This window comes from Propioniciclava sp. LT294, from assembly GCF_059516005.1.
Map to the genome: position 1 here is coordinate 177,179 of NZ_JCAKNG010000005.1, position 14,581 is coordinate 191,759.

Sequence of the window (14,581 nt, forward strand, 5' to 3'; positions counted from 1 at the left end):
GCACCCGCCCCACCGTGACAGGATGTGAGAAGCCATCGCGTCGAAAGGGATTCCCCATGAAGTTCCGCTACCTGGGCCGCTCCGGACTGAAGATCTCCGAGATCATCTACGGCAACTGGCTCACCCACGGCTCGCAGGTCGAGAACGACACCGCGAAGGCCTGCGTGCGGGCGGCCCTCGACGCCGGCATCACGAGCTTCGACACCGCCGACGTGTACGCCAACACCGTGGCCGAGAGCGTGCTGGGCGAGGCACTCGCCGGCCAGCGCCGCGAGAGCCTGGAGATCTTCACGAAGGTCTACTGGCCGACCGGCCCCAAGGGCCCGAACGACACCGGCCTGTCCCGCAAGCACATCCTGGAGTCGATCAACGGGTCGTTGAAGCGGCTCGGCACCGACTACGTCGACCTCTACCAGGCCCACCGCTACGACCACGACACCCCGCTGGAGGAGACGATGCAGGCGTTCGCCGACGTCGTCCGTCAGGGCAAGGCCCTCTACATCGGCGTCAGTGAGTGGACCGCCGACCAGATCCGCGCCGGCCACGCGCTGGCCTCCGACCTCGGCGTCCAGCTCATCTCGTCGCAGCCGCAGTACTCGATGCTGTGGCGCGTCATCGAGCCCGAGGTCGTCCCGACCTGCACCGAGCTCGGTGTCAGCCAGATCGTGTGGTCGCCGGTGGCCCAGGGCGTCCTGACCGGCAAGTACGTCCCCGGGCGGCCAGTCCCCGACGGATCCCGCGCCACCGACACGAAGGGCGGGGCGACCATGATCAAGCGCTTCATGGACGAGCCGGTGCTCGAGCGGGTGCAGAAGCTGCGCCCCATCGCGGACGGCCTCGGCCTGTCGATGGCCCAGCTGGCCGTCGCGTGGGTCCTCCAGAACCCGAACGTCGCGGGCGCGATCATCGGGGCGTCCCGCCCCGAGCAGGTGGCCGAGAACGTGGCCGCGGCCGGCGTGGTGCTGGACGCCGACGTCCTGACCGCGATCGATGAGGCCCTGGGCGACGTCGTGCAGTCCGACCCGGGCCTGACGGCCCAGAATGCACCGGCCGGCCGGCTCACCTGACAAAGGGCTCCGCATTCCGACTGCCGCCCGTGGACAACGGGCGGCAGTCGGCCGTCGCGCGGGGTCCGGGGTGACAGACTGTGACCTGAATCGAGTGAAAGGCCCTGTATGAAGCACGCAGCCCTCGTCGGCGCGGCCACCGCTGCTGTTCTGGTCCTGTCCGCCTGCACGGCGGGCGCGGGGACCGCCACGCCCAGCGCCACACCGTTGCCCACGGCCAGCCCGCTGCCCACGGCCACCGCGACGCCGAGCGTGAAGCCTTCACCGGCGCGCACCGGGATCACCACCAAGCCGACCCCGCCCCCGCGGCCCGCCACGACCACGCCCACGACGCAGGCGAGCCCTGCGGCCCCGACGGACATCGCGGGTGACCTCGGCACCGTGCCGACCGGCTTCAAGCTGCCGGACGAGGACCGCCCGGGTGACGGTGAGACGTCCGCGTTCACCACGAGCGTGTGGCGGGCCTCATGCCCCGACCAGGTGCTGACCCTGGCCGCGGCGTCCGGCATCACGGCGACGCGGGTGAAGGAGTCCATCGGGCCGGAGCACGCCGTCCTCAACGGCCTGCTCGTGTTCGCCGACGAGGCCGCCGCACAGGCGTTCATGACCGAGCTGACGACGAAGCTCGACGCGTGCACCCCCGAGGGCCCGGACGAGGACGGCTGGCGCACGGTCCAGGCGACCAAGCCGATCGCCGGTCTCGGCGAGGACGGGCTGGCGATCAGCTCGTGGTCGGAGTGGAACTCCGGCTCGGGTTGGCTCGAGGGCCCCGGCGCCGGCGCCGAGTACATCGTCCGCAAGGCCAACTACGTGGTCCTGTCCCAGGAGGGCGGCGAGTACGTGGGCGACCCGACCAGGCTTCCGGACGTGGTGCTCGACCTGGAGAGCCGCATCACGGCGATGCTCGAGCAGCTCTGAGTCAGGCGCGTTCGGCCAGTTCCGCTCGCGGGCGGTCCTCGACGAGTTCGCGGACCGCCCGGAGACCGGTCAGGGGGTGCGTCGGGGTTCGCCGCCGCGCACGTCCCGCTCGCCGCGGAGCAGGCGCCCGGTGACGCGCTGGCCCAGGTTCTCCAGGGCGAGGCGTCCGACGAGTTGCTGGTTGGTGGAGACGCGCTCGGTGCGACCCGTGCCCAGGAAGCTGATGGCCCAGTGCAGCAAGGTCGTGACGCGCGACTTGAAGCCGGCGATGTAGAGCAGGTGCAGGAAGAGCCAGGCTGCCCAGGCGACGAACCCGGTCAGCTCGAGGCGTCCGGCCTTCACCACCGCGGCGAACTTGGAGATGGTCGCCATCGAGCCCTTGTCGAAGTAGGAGAAGGCCTCGGTCCCGACGGGGCGTCCTGCCGCGGCGTCCGCGATGCGGCGGGCCACGTACTTGGCGGCCTGGATCGCTCCCTGCGCCACCCCCGGAACGCCGGGGACGGACGCGAGGTCACCGATGACGGTGATCTCGGGGTGGCCGGGGATGGCGAGGTGCTCGTCCACGACGACGCGCCCGGCGCGGTCGAGTTCGACGCCGGTCTCCTCGGCGAGGACCCTGCCCAGCTCGCTGCCCCGGACGCCGGCGGCCCACACCTTGGCGGTGGACGCCACGGTCGTGGTCCGGCCGGCCTTGTCGCGCCACGTGACGGAGTCGGCGTCCACATCGGTGACGATGCTGTTCAGGACGACCTCGACCCCGGAACGCTCGAGCGACCGCTGGGTCTTGCGGCCCAGCCGCGGCCCGAACGGCGGCAGCACCTGGTCCGCACCGTCCACGAGGATCACCCGGGCCCGGCTCGGGTCGTAGGTGCGGAACTGACCCCGCAGCGTGCTGCGGGCGAGCTCGGCGATCTGGCCGGCCATCTCCACGCCGGTGGGACCGGCGCCGACCACGACGAAGGTGAGCAGCTTCTCGCGGACGGCCGGATCCGGCTCGGACTCGGCGGCCTCGAAGGCCAAGAAGATGCGGGCGCGCAGTTCGAGGGCGTCGTCGATGGACTTCATCCCCGGCGCGAACTTCTCGAAGTGGTCTTGGCCGAAGTAGCTCTGTCCGGCACCGGCGGCGACGATGAGGTCGTCGTAGGGCGTCACCGTCTCGGCGTCGTGGAAGCGGTGCGTGACCGTCCGCGCCCGGGCGTCGATGTGCGTCACCAGGCCGGTGAGGACCGTGGTGTGGCGTTGGTGCCGCAGGATCTCGCGCGTCGACGGCGCGATGGACCCCTCGGACAGGATGCCGGTGGCGACCTGGTACAGCAGCGGTTGGAACAGGTGGTGGCTGGTCTTGGAGATGACGGTGACCTCGACGTCGGCCCCGCGCAGCGCCTTGGCCGCGAACAACCCCCCGAAACCCGATCCGATGATGACGACACGGCGCTTGGACATGCAGGCAATGTAGTTGAAGCGACTACTAATCACAAGGCCTGGGTGCGCCGAGGGCCCCGGCCCGGTGCGCCGAGGGCCCCACCCCCCGGGGGGAGGGAGCCCTCGGCGTCCGGGACCGGAGCCCTCGGCGCGTGGGGTCAGTAACCGATCGACTTCAGGTACTCGCGGGAGTCCGCGATGCAGTCGAAGGGGTCCCGACCATAGGTGTCGTCCTGCTCGATGAAGAAGTACTCGGCACCGGCAGCACTGGCCGCGGGCAGCAGGTCGGGCCAGTTCATGTTGCCCTGGCCGACCTCGGCGAACTGCGCGATGTTGAGGAAGCCCTCGAAGCCGCCCGCGAAGTCGCCGGCGTTGAACTTGTCCACGGCCTCCTGCGCCACCGGGACGACGCGGAAGTCCTTGACGTGGATCAGCTTGCACACGCCGGCGTACGCCTTCAGCATGTCGAGCGGCGCCATCCCCCCGCGCTGGACCCAGTGCAGGTCGACCTCGAAGTTCATCGACGGAGCCACGCGGCGCACGATGTCGAAGATGCGCTCACCGTCGAACTTCGCGAGGTCGACGTGGTGGTTGTGGTAGCACAGGGTGATGCCCTCGGCCGCGAACTTCTGGGCCCACGGCTCGCACTCGGCCGCCCACGCCTCACAGGCCTCCTTGGAGACCATGGCGGTGAACGGCATCATGCCGATGCGGACGAAGCGCGCGCCGAGCCGCTTGCAGTCGGCCACGATCTTGTCGAAGTGCTCCTCGAAGTTGTCACCCGAGGAGGTCGGACCCGGCCTGAGGGCGCCCGACAGGGCACCCACCTCGATGCCGAGTTCCTTGGTGCCGCGCTCGAGGGCAGCGACGTTCTCCTCGGTCATCGGGATCTGGGAGACCTCCACCGCGTGGAGGTCCATCGCCGCCAGGCGTTCGAGCACGGGGTACATGCCCAGCTCGCCCACCTGGTTCTTCACCATCATCATCTGGACACCCAGAACGGCCATGCTTCAGCTCCTCTGCTCGAACTTGCCCTCGGCGGCGATGCGCTTGTTCAGCTCCGCCATGTACGTCTCCTCGTCGAAGTTCTCGATCGAGACCTCCTGGCCGGTCCAGCTGGACAGGTGGATCGCGTTCGCGAGGCGGACGCCGTGGATGCCGTCGGCACCGGGCGCGAGCGGCTCGGCGTCGTTGAGGATCTGGTCGGCGAAGTTCTTCATGACGTCGGAGTGCTGCTGGCCCCAGACCGACTCGTACTCCTTGGTCTCGGTCTTCATCATCGTGGAGGTGTCGAGCTGGCCCATGAAGAGCTTGCCGACCTCTTCCATGGTCATGTTCCGGCTGAGCACCTGCTCGGCCTCGGACAGCCGCGTGATGGTGACCTTCTTGGAGTTGTCGACGACGATCTTGCCCTTGTCGCACAGGATCTCGAGGCGGTCGGTGCCCATCATGTCGTGGGTGCAGGTGATGAAGGTGCCGGTGGCGCCGTCCTCGAACTCGACGAGGGCGTTGACCTCGTCCTCGACGACGATGTCACGTCGGAAGCCGTACTGGGCCTTGGCGAAGACGCTCTTGGGAACGCCACACATCCACTGCCACAGGTCGAGCTGGTGGGGAGCCTGGTTGACCAGGACGCCGCCGCCCTCGCCGCCCCAGGTCGCACGCCACTCGGACTGGTTGTAGTAACCCTGCGGACGCCACCAGGTGGTGATGATCCAGGAGGTGTGGCGGAGCTTGCCCAGCTCGCCGGAGTCGAGGAGGGCCTTGAGGTCCTTGTACAGCGGGTTGGTGCGCTGGTTGAAGAAGACGCCGAACTTGAGCTCGGGCTTGGTCGCGGCGAACTCGATGACCTCGCGGGCCTGCTGGGTGTAGACGCCGACCGGCTTCTCGAGGAGGGTGTGCATGCCGTGGTCGAGGGCGTAGATGCCCATCTCCGGGTGGAGGTAGTGCGGGACGGTGGTGACGACGGCGTCAACGTTGCCGGACGCGATCATCTCCTTGTAGTCCTCGTAGAACGGGACGCCGTACTCGTCCGCGGCCGCCTTCTTCTCGGGCAGGATGTCGCAGATGGCGCCGATGGTCATGTTGGGAACCATGCCCCCGTCGATGAACTTGGCGTACATGCCGCCCTCGGCGCCCAGGCCGATGATGCCCAGCCGGACCTTGTCCTCCGCCATTGATCGCTCCTTCGCATCGTTCACATAGGTGGTGCTTTCAGACTAGGTGCGCCGTTTGGGCGCAGGGGCGGAACGGGGAGAGTTGCCATGGCTTGCAGCGCCCATCCGGGAATGAAGACGCGGCCCCCGCGGTTGAAGTGGTTGAAATGTCAATCTCACAGGAGGCTCCCATGTCCCGCATCGTCATCTTCGGCGGCACCGGCTACTCGGGCGGCAACATCGCCCGCGAGGCGGTCCGCCGCGGCCACGAGGTCGTCTCGTACTCCCGCAACACGCCCGCCACCCCCGACGCCGGCGTCGAGTACCGCACGGGCTCGCTGACCGACCCCGCGGTCGTCACCGCGGCGGCCTCCGACGCCGACGTCCTGGTCGTCGCGGTGCACGCCGTCGACCCGGGTCGGGAGCCGCTGCTGCAGTTCGTGCCCGCGCTGGTGGAGGCCGCGAAGGCCGGCAACGCCCGCCTCTCCTTCGTCGGCGGGGCCGGCTCGTCGCTCGTCGCCGAGGGCGGCCCGCGTCTGCTCGACGCGCCGGACTTCCACCCCGACTGGAAGCCCGAGGCCCTCGCCCACGCCGAGGTCCTCGAGGCGCTGCGCTCCAGCGAGGGACTCGACTGGTTCTACGTCTCCCCCGCCGGCCTGTACGGCTCGTTCGCCCCGGGTGAGGACACCGGTCGCTACCGCACCGGCGGCGACGTCCTCGTCACCAAGGAGGACGGGTCGAGCGAGATCTCGGGCGTCGACTTCGCGCGGGCCTACGTCGACGAGATCGAGCAGCGCAACCACGTGAACCGACGGTTCACCGTCGGCCACTGAGCCACCGACGCCGAGAGCTCCGGAGGTGGATCCGGAGCTCTCGGCGTTCTGCGGACCGGGTCAGGAACCCGAGACCCGGTAGGCCTTCTTCAGGATCTGCAGCGACTTCATGGCCTCGGCCGGGCTGATCCAGAAGGGTTCCGGATCGTCCACCGACGCGTAGAAGTCACGGATCAGCAGCTCGTGCGAGACTCCCCAGTAGGAACGCCCGCCCGACGGCACCCTGCGCTCCTCGTACTGCTCGACACGCCCGTCCTTCCAGCTGACGGTCAGCCCGTTGCGCAACGAGACGTACGCGTTCTCGCAGTCGAGCTCGAACTCCACCGGACGGTGCTGCGGCGCCGTCAGCGTGGCGTAGAAGGCGGTGCTCAACCCCGACTCGTGGGTGAGCAGCATCTCGGCGGTGTCCTCCACCTCGATGATGTCGCCGAACTTGTTCGTCGCCACGTGGCCGGCGATGTCGACGACGTCGCCCATGAACCACTGAACCAGGTCGAGGGTGTGGATGGCCTGGTTGATCAGCAGGCCACCGCCCGACCGCTCCTTCGAGCCGCGCCACGGCTTGGTCCGGTAGTAGTCGGCCGTGCGCGTCCAGACGACGGACGCGTACGCGCCCTTGATCTCGCCCAGCGCGCCCGTGTCGAGCAGGCGCCGGAGCTCCTGGCTGGACACGTTGTAACGGTTCTGGAAGCAGATGCCGATCTTGGGCTTCGGGTCGCTGCCCCCGGCCGGCTCGGCCGCCCAGTCGACCAGACGCTGGCCATCCTCGACGGACGCCGCGAGCGGCTTCTCCTGGATCACGTGGACTCCCCGGCCCAGGGCCTCCAGCGTCGGCGAGATGTGCTGGTCGTGGGGGGTCGTCACGTGGACGACGTCGGGGGACGTGGCGTCCACGAGCTCGTCGATGGTCGCGAAGGCGGGGACGCCGGTCGTGGCCGTCGCCTGCTCGCGGCGGTCGGCGTCCGTGTCGACGATGCCGACCAGGTCGACCCCGTCGATGGCGGTGACGGCCTCGTGGTGGATGACGGCGACGTCACCCCAGCCCACGATGGCGGCACGGGTCACTCCCATTCGATTCCCTGCTCCTTGAGGATCCCGGTGAGGGCGTCGTACGCCTTGGTCCACAGATCGGGACCGGACAGACCGCCGAACGCGTCGAACTGGCCCAGGTGCGGCTCGATCGAGAAGAACCCGTCGTAACCGTCGGCACGCAGGGCCGCCACGAGCTCGGGCACCTGGCCGTCGCCCTCACCGGCGGGCAGGACCTTGTTCAGGCCGTTCTCGTCGACCTCGGTGGCCGAGGCGTCCTTGATGTGGACGTAGTCGGTGTACTCCTTGACCAGCGGGTAGGCCTCGTCGACCGGCTTCAGGCCGCACTGCACGTAGTTGGCCGGGTCGAAGATCGCGCGGTAGTGCGGGGAGTCCATGGTGGTGACGAGCTCGACGACGCGCTCGGGGACGTCTCCGTAGATGTCCTTCTCGTTCTCGTGCAGCATGGTGACGCCGCCGGCCTCGGCGAGGCGGACGAACGCGCGGGTGCGGTCCATGACCTCGTCGCGGTACTGCGTCGGATCCTCACCCTCGGGGATGAAGAAGCTGAACATGCGGATGTGATCGGTCCCGAAGAACTTCGCGACCTCGACTGCGTGGGCGGCGCGCTTGAGGTGCTCCTCGAACGGGTCGGTGATCTGGATCTTGCCGATGTCGGAACCGACTGAGCTCAGCTTGATGCCAGCGGCGTCCAGCTTGGCCTTGGCCTCCTCCAGCTGCTCCTGGGTCAGGTCGAGGACCTTGGTGCCCCAAGCACTGCGGAACTCCACGTGCTTGATGCCCAGCTTGGTGAGCAGTTCGATCTGCTCGTCGAGGTCACGGGAGATTTCGTCGGCGAATCCGGTCAGCTTCCACATGGCAGTGGCTCCTTCGGTGGGTCCCAGCGGGTCGTGGATGCCACTCTAACGACCGCCCAGCCGACCTGAGCAGGGTTGCCGTCAGTGGCCTTGGCCCTCGGGTGAGGGTGCCCGACTCCAGCCGGCAGCGCCGGCGCAGGTCCGCGGCGGCGAATTCAGTCGACCGGACGTTCGGACGTGACGGCCCGCCGCCGACCGACTCTCCCCACCGCGCAGGCCGCCGACCAGGCGACCAGCACCAGAAGGCCCACGTTGCGTGCGGTGAGCAGGGCAAGGGCTCGCTCGGTGAGCTCACCCTCGCGGCTCGTGATGCCGCCGTAGTGGACCGGGTACACCGCCGTCGTGAGTGCACTCAGCACCAGGACCATCGCGAAGGTGAGCAACGCCGGAGCCGCGGCTGGGGCGTCCGGGCCGGCGCGCAGGGCCAACCCGACCAGGACGGCCGTGGGAGCAGCCACCCAGAGCAGGTACTGGGGAGAAAGTGCCCGCGAAGTGATCATGAACGTCCCCACCAGCACCACGGCGATCCACGCGATGGCGGCGGGGTCGGCACCGCGGAGGTACCACCACACCAACAGTGCGAGGCAGGCCAGCGCTCCGATCACCGTGGCCGCCTGCGCGATCGCCAACCACGTCGCGACGCCGGGGCCGACGACCTCGTAGGCCCTGAAGGGCGAGTACCAGACGCGATGGGTGACGTCCTCACTCCACTGGTGCATCGGGACCGTCGCGGCGACAGCCTCGATCTGCAGCCCGCGGTCCCGCTGGTAGCCCAGCGGGCTCAGCAACCTCGACCAGCCGCCGGTGACGAGGCTGACCACCATGAGCCCGATCCCCGTGGTCGCGAGGGCGGCGGGCGGAACCCACCGCCGCCTCCCGCCCGACCGGCGGGGCCCCAGCACCATCAGCGGGGCGAGCACGATCGGCCAGACCTTCAGAGCGGTTCCGATCGCGACGAGCACGGACGCCCCGACGCGCCGGTTCTCCATCGCGAGCAGCACCGCGGCACCGGCCACGACGGCCGGCAGCATGTCGAAGCGCAGCAGCGCGAGTTGCCCGAGCGCACCGATGAGCAGCACCCAGGCCAGGACGCCGATGGGGCCCGTGCGGCGGCCGAGGAGGATCGTGAAGGCGGCGTCCGCGAGCGTCGTCATGACGAGGATCGCGGCCCGGTAGGTGTCCAGGTGGGTGGCCCCCAACTCATAGGGGAACAGCAGCAGCAACCCCGCCGGCGTCGGGTACTCGCCGAACGCCCGCGCTATCCCGCCGCCGGATCGGGAGGCCTCCTCCGCCGCCTGCAGGTAGTAGAAGGTGTCGCCGTACTCGCCGGTGACCAGCACCCAGCCCAGGATCGCCAGCACCTTCGCGACCGCCCACACCACGGCGATCGTGACCACGACCGCGGATGCTGTCGCGGGGTCCGCCCCCCACAAGGGGGGACGCGGCTCGCGCGCGGAGATCGGGGCAGCACTCACCGGACCATCATCGCGCACTGCGGCCCGGGCAGCCGGCCGGTGGGTCGCGGCGGGCAACCTGCGCGGGGATGGCGCCCTGTGGAGCCTCCTTGGTGAACGGCTCGGGTGGCACGGGTGGCCGTGGCCATAAGCTGGGTGCAGGCGAGCCGGAAGGGGTTTCACCATGCACCAGAGCCACCGTGTGGTGCCGCGGGACGGCCAGGCCGTGACGATCCACGGGGTGTGGGCCAGCGACCGCAGCTTCGACGACGGCCCCGAGGGACGGCCCGGCCAGCAGTGCACCCTGGTGGTGACGATCCGGGCCCGCCGCGAGCACCTCGACGGGGACGTCGCGCGCGTCGGATTCCAGGGGCTCGACAACGGGTTCCCCCACGGTTTCGACGTGCCCGTCGGCACCGAGTACCGGTCGGGCCTGTGGGACCTCTTGTTCCCGATCCGGCGGTCCGTGCCCGACCCGGACGCCGCAGCGGCCACTCCCGCAGCGGACGCCGGCGGGGCGGACGCTCCGGACGGAAGCCTCGTCGAGCACCGCTACGTCGGCTCCTTCTTCGTGGAGACGATCCACGGGACCTACTACTGGCTCAAGCACGAGGGGGCGTCCGACTTCACGTTCGGCTACGACGCGCTCCCCACCCTGCGCACCTGGGGCGCCGAGCTCACGTGATCCGCCTCCGAACGGACTGACCGGGCGGCCTCCCGAGGGACGCCGCCCGGTCGGTTCCGGGGGACTACTTCTTGCCCCGGCTCCCCGTGTCCAGACCGACGACGATCGGGTCGTGGTCGGAACTGGCGAAGGGGTCGGGGGCGAAGAAGTCCACGACGTTGTAGTTGCGGCGGCTGTACTGCAGGGCGATCGACTCATCACCGTTGATGTCCCAGACCGCAGCACCGGTGACCAGACGACGGGCAGCCTTGTAGGCGTTGAAGTCACCCATGAGGAACACGGCCTCGTCGGGGAACATCTCGGACGCCCACGCCGTCAGCTGGCGTGCCTGCGCCTCGCGCGACGGGTTGGCCCGGCCCTGGCCGGTTCCGTCGTCGACGCCGGAGCCCTTGCTCTTGAAGTGGTTGGCGATCGCGACGAAGGGCTTACCCGTGTTGAGCGCCTTGAACTTCTGCGCCAGCGGGTGGCGAGCGTTCGCGAAGGCCTCGTCGAGGTCGATCAGGGACGGCCCGAGCAACTGCACGGTGTTGGGGTCGTAGATGAACGCCGTGCGGATGACGTCCTCGTTGGTGGGGGTGACCAGCGGGCTTGGGGCGTAGGCCCAGCGGGTCTCTCCAGCGTCAGCGTTGAGGGCCTCGACACAAGACCGGTGCCGTCAACGGCGGCCGCGGCAGGCAGGGTGCCGAGCCCGGTCGCGACGAGGGCCATCGCCGCAACGGCGACAATCCCGCGACGCAGGCGGGTGGTGGGGTGCATGGGGTCTCCTGGGTCCGGCCACCGACGCTCGGTGGTCTCCGTGGCACGCTATCCGCTCACCAATCCCGGCAGGAACGCCTCGAGCATGCGGAACTTCAAGAGTCAGACAGAAGTTAACCCCAGCGTTATCCCTTGTCACCGCCCACCAGACCCATGTCCGTTCCCTCGTAACCGTCGGGCCGGTCGTCCCATCCCTGAGGGTCGAAGTGGAGGTCCCGGTCCAGCAGCGCGCTGCGGCTCAGAACCTCCTGCGCGGGCGCCGACGGCGCGGCCTCGGCGTCGGCCAGCAGGGCTTCCTCCCACTCGTCCCGCTCGGGTCCGGTGGAGGCCTCCGGACGGCTGCGCCGGGTGGCGAGCACCACCAGCAGCAGGGCCACGCCGAGCGCAATCCCGATGCCGACCATCAGCCACGTGCTCGCGTCCATCGCGCCCCCTTTCTTGGGTGCGGACAGCCTAGCCGCCGCGGTGGGGGCGTCGAGGCGCCCCCACGCCGGCTCCCTCGCTCAGATGAAGATGACCTGGGCGCCCTCGGACAGTTCGATGAAGTCGGTGGCGCTGATGACACCCTCGATGCCCTCGTAGAGGTCGGTGCCAGTCAGGCCGTTCATGTCGAACGTCAGCTTGCAACCCCACAGGTGGCCGCCCGACGCCACGATGATGTCGAGGAACTCACGAACGCCCGGGATGTCCAGGTCGTCCATCTGCTTCCTCATCATCTTGGTGGCCATGGCCGTCATGCCCGGGAGCACGCCCATCATCTGCGGCAGCGGCAGTGACGGTGCCTGGGGCAGGTGCATCGCCGTGTTGCCCACCATCGTGAACTTCAGGTCATCCATGGTTCGCTCGGTGACGAGGTCGAAGCCCCAGAAGGTGAAGAAGATGTGGGTCTCGATGCCCTCACCGAGGGCGGCGTTGGCCATGATCAGCGCGGGGTAGGCCATGTCGAGGTTGCCCTTGGACGCGATGAAGGCGATCTTCCGCGGTCCGCTGTAGCCGGACGCCCGGGGGGCGGCCTGCTCCTCGGTCCCCTCGACCGGGCACTCGGTGTTGTCGTCGTCGCGCACCTTGGCGCGGCTCGTGCCCTTGACGGGCTTGCTGTCCCCGAAGTCGGGGATGATCGGGGTTTCGAGAATCTCGGTCACGTTGGTCTCCTAGACGCAGCCCTTGGGCTTGGGCAGCCCGGCGATGTAGCTCATCTTCTTGGCGGGCTTCCCGGGGAACAGCCGGAACAGCTCCTTCATGTTGAAGCCACCGACCACTGCGACGCGGCGCAGGGTGGCGGTCTCCTTGCGGGCGGGGTAGTCGCTGCGCAGGAAGCGCAGGACCTTCCAGTGCTCCTCGGTGAGTTCGTCGATGCCGGCGTACCCGGCCAGGACGGGGGCGAGTTCGTCGTCCCACTGGTCGTAGACGGTGAGGAAGCCCTCGTCGTTGACGTCGATCGGACGCCCGCCGATGCGGCAGGTGGGCATGGTGTCTCCTTCGTGGTGGTGGATCAGTGGGAGCCGAGGCCGACCAGGCTCTTGAGCAGGTCGGGGGTTGAGGTGCCGGAAGCGTCATCCTCGACGTTCTTGCCCATGAGGTACATGTCGGCGGTGAAGGGAAGCGGGCGTCCCTTCACGAGGAACTCCCAGTAGATGCCCCGGAAGGCCAGCTTCGCGAGGTGGTTGGCGCGGTTCTCCTTCAGCAGGGCCAGTGGGCCGACGCCCGGCAACGGGAAGCTACCGGTGTACGGCTGCGTGCCGTAGTTGAAGTCGAGCAGCATGCCCTTGCCGTGTCCGGTCTCGATGAAGCAGTTCGCGTGTCCGTCGAACTCGTGCGACAACTGTTCGCCACGCAGGTAGTGCGGCCAGTTCTCCATGAAGATATCGACGGCGAAGTGGGCCACGGAGCCGGCCTTCGAGGTCTGCAGGGTGCCACCGTCTCCCAGGACGAAGATGTCGGGGTCACGCAGCGACTGCATCGTGTGCTGGTCGCAGGGCACGAGGTTCATCTCGTCACCCAGACCCGACCGTGCGATGTAGTCCGGGCCCATGTTCAGCGGGATCGACACGAGCAGGTCGTAGGGGATCCGGCGTTCGTCGTAGGAGACGAGCTCGCGAGCATCCGTGTCGATGCTCTCCACCGCGAAGTCGGTCTCCATGTGGATGTCCCGCTGCCCGAACATGCCACCCAGCTCCCGGGAGGCGACCGGCTTGGTGAACGCGCCGTCCAGCGGTGTCACGTAGACGATCTCGACCTTCTTCCGCGCCCCGCGGTCGCGGAACCAGGCGTCCGCCAGGAAGGTGAACTCCAGTGGGGCCACCGGGCACTTGATGGGCATGTCGGTGATGTGGACCACGAGCCGTCCACCGGGGAACATCCGCAGTGCCTCGCGCAGCCGCTCTGCCGCCTCGAGGTCGTAGAAGTGGTGGACGCCCTCTCCCTCGGCCCCCGGCGTCTGGTCGGGTCGGGGCTGGACGCCGGTGGCGATGATCAGCGTGTCGTACGGCAGCTGGCGACCACCGGCGAGGTCGACGACCTTGGCGTCGGCGTCCACCCTGTCGATCTCGCCGAGGACGAGGTTGATGCCCGGACGGAGGTACGCGCGCCGCGACTTGATCACCTGCTTGCGGGTGTAGTCCCCGAACGGGATGAACAGGTAGCCGGGTTGGTAGTGGTGCTCGTCGTCCCGGTCGACGACGGTGATGTCAAGGGCGGACGCGGGTTCCGTGGCGCGGAGCTTGTTGGCGACCATGGTGCCCGCCGTACCGCCGCCCAGGATGACCAATCTCCTCATTGAGGCTCCTCAGTAAGGCCGTTGTTCTGGCTCTGCGAAATATACCCCTAGGGGTACTACCACTACAAGTTGTAGTGGGAGCTGCGGACGGGCTCCCGGGAGAAACCCTTCCCCTCGCGGGCACGGGCGCGGGATACTGGGGAGGGAGGCGATGGACATGATGAACGCATCATCGGTCAATCCCCCGATCGTCGTCGGTGTCGACGGGTCGGAAACGGGAAACGAGGCGCTCCGTTGGGCGGCACGTCTCGGAGAGTGCATGGGCTGCTCGCTCCACGCGATCCTGGTCTGGGAGGACGTGTATGCCAGCACCCCGGAAGTGGTGCTTCCTCCCCCCGTGGACTGGCAGGCCCTCGGTGAGAGCACCCTCGAGGAGAGCCTCACGACGGTGTTCGGCACCGAGCGGCCGGCTGGACTGACGACCACCGTAGTCGCTGGACATCCCAGCCACCGGCTGGTGGAGGCCTCGCGCGACGCGACCATGCTCGTCGTGGGCAGCCGCGGCCACGGGGGCTTCGTGGGTCTCCTGCTCGGATCCGTGAGCGGGGCGGTCAGCGCCCACGCCCACTGCCCCGTGCTCGTGGCCCGCTGATCGCCGGGGCTCAGG

Annotated in this window: 16 protein-coding genes; 5 read left to right on the forward strand and 11 right to left on the reverse strand. The window is 68.9% G+C overall.

Going from position 1 to position 14,581, the window contains the following annotated elements; genetic code table 11:
- The first annotated feature begins 56 nt into the window (after positions 1–56).
- The gene (locus AC5YDA_RS08645) at positions 57–1,067 is read left to right on the forward strand and encodes an aldo/keto reductase family protein (RefSeq protein WP_496188989.1); all 1,011 of its coding nucleotides are present in this window, start codon (positions 57–59) and stop codon (positions 1,065–1,067) included.
- 108 nt (positions 1,068–1,175) lie between these two features.
- Entirely contained in the window at positions 1,176–1,985 is an 810-nt protein-coding gene (locus AC5YDA_RS08650; protein ID WP_496188990.1) for a hypothetical protein, read from the forward strand.
- A 69-nt stretch (positions 1,986–2,054) separates the two neighbouring features.
- Here AC5YDA_RS08650 and AC5YDA_RS08655 read toward each other — a convergent pair whose 3' ends face one another.
- From AC5YDA_RS08655 to AC5YDA_RS08665, 3 genes are all read right to left on the reverse strand, one after another.
- Positions 2,055–3,428, reverse strand: a complete 1,374-nt coding sequence (locus AC5YDA_RS08655; protein WP_496188991.1) for an NAD(P)/FAD-dependent oxidoreductase — start codon at positions 3,426–3,428, stop codon at positions 2,055–2,057.
- Positions 3,429–3,565: 137 nt separating this feature from the next.
- Complete coding sequence (locus AC5YDA_RS08660) at positions 3,566–4,414, reverse strand: sugar phosphate isomerase/epimerase family protein (RefSeq protein WP_496188992.1); 849 nt, start codon at positions 4,412–4,414, stop codon at positions 3,566–3,568.
- Positions 4,415–4,417: 3 nt separating this feature from the next.
- Entirely contained in the window at positions 4,418–5,584 is a 1,167-nt protein-coding gene (locus AC5YDA_RS08665) for a Gfo/Idh/MocA family protein (RefSeq protein WP_496188993.1), read from the reverse strand.
- A gap of 170 nt (positions 5,585–5,754) precedes the next feature.
- Here AC5YDA_RS08665 and AC5YDA_RS08670 point away from each other — a divergent pair, with 170 nt between their 5' ends.
- Complete coding sequence (locus tag AC5YDA_RS08670) at positions 5,755–6,396, forward strand: NAD(P)-dependent oxidoreductase (RefSeq protein ID WP_496188994.1); 642 nt, start codon at positions 5,755–5,757, stop codon at positions 6,394–6,396.
- Positions 6,397–6,456: 60 nt separating this feature from the next.
- Here AC5YDA_RS08670 and AC5YDA_RS08675 read toward each other — a convergent pair whose 3' ends face one another.
- From AC5YDA_RS08675 to AC5YDA_RS08685, 3 genes are all read right to left on the reverse strand, one after another.
- On the reverse strand, positions 6,457–7,467 hold the full coding sequence (locus AC5YDA_RS08675; protein WP_496188995.1) for a Gfo/Idh/MocA family protein: 1,011 nt from the start codon (positions 7,465–7,467) through the stop codon (positions 6,457–6,459).
- Complete coding sequence (locus tag AC5YDA_RS08680; protein ID WP_496188996.1) at positions 7,458–8,303, reverse strand: sugar phosphate isomerase/epimerase family protein; 846 nt, start codon at positions 8,301–8,303, stop codon at positions 7,458–7,460. Before AC5YDA_RS08680 ends, AC5YDA_RS08675 begins: the two co-directional genes overlap by 10 nt.
- Positions 8,304–8,458: 155 nt before the next feature.
- Positions 8,459–9,778 carry a glycosyltransferase 87 family protein gene (locus AC5YDA_RS08685; protein ID WP_496192925.1) on the reverse strand — a complete coding sequence of 440 codons (1,320 nt, stop codon included), beginning with the start codon at positions 9,776–9,778 and terminating at the stop codon, positions 8,459–8,461.
- 163 nt (positions 9,779–9,941) lie between these two features.
- Between AC5YDA_RS08685 and AC5YDA_RS08690 the strand changes: the two genes are divergently transcribed.
- The gene (locus AC5YDA_RS08690; protein WP_496188998.1) at positions 9,942–10,442 is read left to right on the forward strand and encodes a hypothetical protein; all 501 of its coding nucleotides are present in this window, start codon (positions 9,942–9,944) and stop codon (positions 10,440–10,442) included.
- Positions 10,443–10,506: 64 nt separating this feature from the next.
- Here the strand turns inward: AC5YDA_RS08690 and AC5YDA_RS08695 are convergent, their stop codons facing one another.
- The 5 genes from AC5YDA_RS08695 to sqr all read right to left on the reverse strand — a co-directional run bounded on the left by AC5YDA_RS08695 (position 10,507) and on the right by sqr (position 13,974).
- A complete protein-coding gene (locus AC5YDA_RS08695; RefSeq protein ID WP_496188999.1) occupies positions 10,507–10,965 on the reverse strand; it encodes a hypothetical protein in 459 nt (152 codons plus the stop codon).
- A 358-nt stretch (positions 10,966–11,323) separates the two neighbouring features.
- Entirely contained in the window at positions 11,324–11,623 is a 300-nt protein-coding gene (locus AC5YDA_RS08700; protein WP_496189000.1) for a hypothetical protein, read from the reverse strand.
- 78 nt (positions 11,624–11,701) lie between these two features.
- Complete coding sequence (locus AC5YDA_RS08705; protein ID WP_496189001.1) at positions 11,702–12,340, reverse strand: DsrE/DsrF/DrsH-like family protein; 639 nt, start codon at positions 12,338–12,340, stop codon at positions 11,702–11,704.
- Between the two features lie 9 nt (positions 12,341–12,349).
- Positions 12,350–12,667: a TusE/DsrC/DsvC family sulfur relay protein gene (locus AC5YDA_RS08710; protein ID WP_496189002.1), complete on the reverse strand. Its 318-nt coding sequence runs from the start codon at positions 12,665–12,667 to the stop codon at positions 12,350–12,352.
- A gap of 23 nt (positions 12,668–12,690) precedes the next feature.
- Positions 12,691–13,974, reverse strand: coding sequence for a type III sulfide quinone reductase, selenoprotein subtype (sqr, locus tag AC5YDA_RS08715; RefSeq protein WP_496189003.1), 1,284 nt, complete (start codon positions 13,972–13,974; stop codon positions 12,691–12,693).
- Between the two features lie 157 nt (positions 13,975–14,131).
- Between sqr and AC5YDA_RS08720 the strand changes: the two genes are divergently transcribed.
- Complete coding sequence (locus AC5YDA_RS08720; RefSeq protein WP_496189004.1) at positions 14,132–14,566, forward strand: universal stress protein; 435 nt, start codon at positions 14,132–14,134, stop codon at positions 14,564–14,566.
- Positions 14,567–14,581: the final 15 nt, after the last annotated feature.

What these genes read in the sequence shown, in the direction of transcription:
- AC5YDA_RS08645 (WP_496188989.1), top strand. Translation starts at nt 57, where the DNA reads ATGAAGTTCCGCTACCTGGGCCGCTCCGGACTGAAGATCTCCGAGATC.
- AC5YDA_RS08650 (WP_496188990.1), top strand. Translation starts at nt 1,176, where the DNA reads ATGAAGCACGCAGCCCTCGTCGGCGCGGCCACCGCTGCTGTTCTGGTC.
- AC5YDA_RS08655 (WP_496188991.1), bottom strand. Translation starts at nt 3,428, where the DNA reads ATGTCCAAGCGCCGTGTCGTCATCATCGGATCGGGTTTCGGGGGGTTG.
- AC5YDA_RS08660 (WP_496188992.1), bottom strand. Translation starts at nt 4,414, where the DNA reads ATGGCCGTTCTGGGTGTCCAGATGATGATGGTGAAGAACCAGGTGGGC.
- AC5YDA_RS08665 (WP_496188993.1), bottom strand. Translation starts at nt 5,584, where the DNA reads ATGGCGGAGGACAAGGTCCGGCTGGGCATCATCGGCCTGGGCGCCGAG.
- AC5YDA_RS08670 (WP_496188994.1), top strand. Translation starts at nt 5,755, where the DNA reads ATGTCCCGCATCGTCATCTTCGGCGGCACCGGCTACTCGGGCGGCAAC.
- AC5YDA_RS08675 (WP_496188995.1), bottom strand. Translation starts at nt 7,467, where the DNA reads ATGGGAGTGACCCGTGCCGCCATCGTGGGCTGGGGTGACGTCGCCGTC.
- AC5YDA_RS08680 (WP_496188996.1), bottom strand. Translation starts at nt 8,303, where the DNA reads ATGTGGAAGCTGACCGGATTCGCCGACGAAATCTCCCGTGACCTCGAC.
- AC5YDA_RS08690 (WP_496188998.1), top strand. Translation starts at nt 9,942, where the DNA reads ATGCACCAGAGCCACCGTGTGGTGCCGCGGGACGGCCAGGCCGTGACG.
- AC5YDA_RS08700 (WP_496189000.1), bottom strand. Translation starts at nt 11,623, where the DNA reads ATGGACGCGAGCACGTGGCTGATGGTCGGCATCGGGATTGCGCTCGGC.
- AC5YDA_RS08710 (WP_496189002.1), bottom strand. Translation starts at nt 12,667, where the DNA reads ATGCCCACCTGCCGCATCGGCGGGCGTCCGATCGACGTCAACGACGAG.
- sqr (WP_496189003.1), bottom strand. Translation starts at nt 13,974, where the DNA reads ATGAGGAGATTGGTCATCCTGGGCGGCGGTACGGCGGGCACCATGGTC.
- AC5YDA_RS08720 (WP_496189004.1), top strand. Translation starts at nt 14,132, where the DNA reads ATGATGAACGCATCATCGGTCAATCCCCCGATCGTCGTCGGTGTCGAC.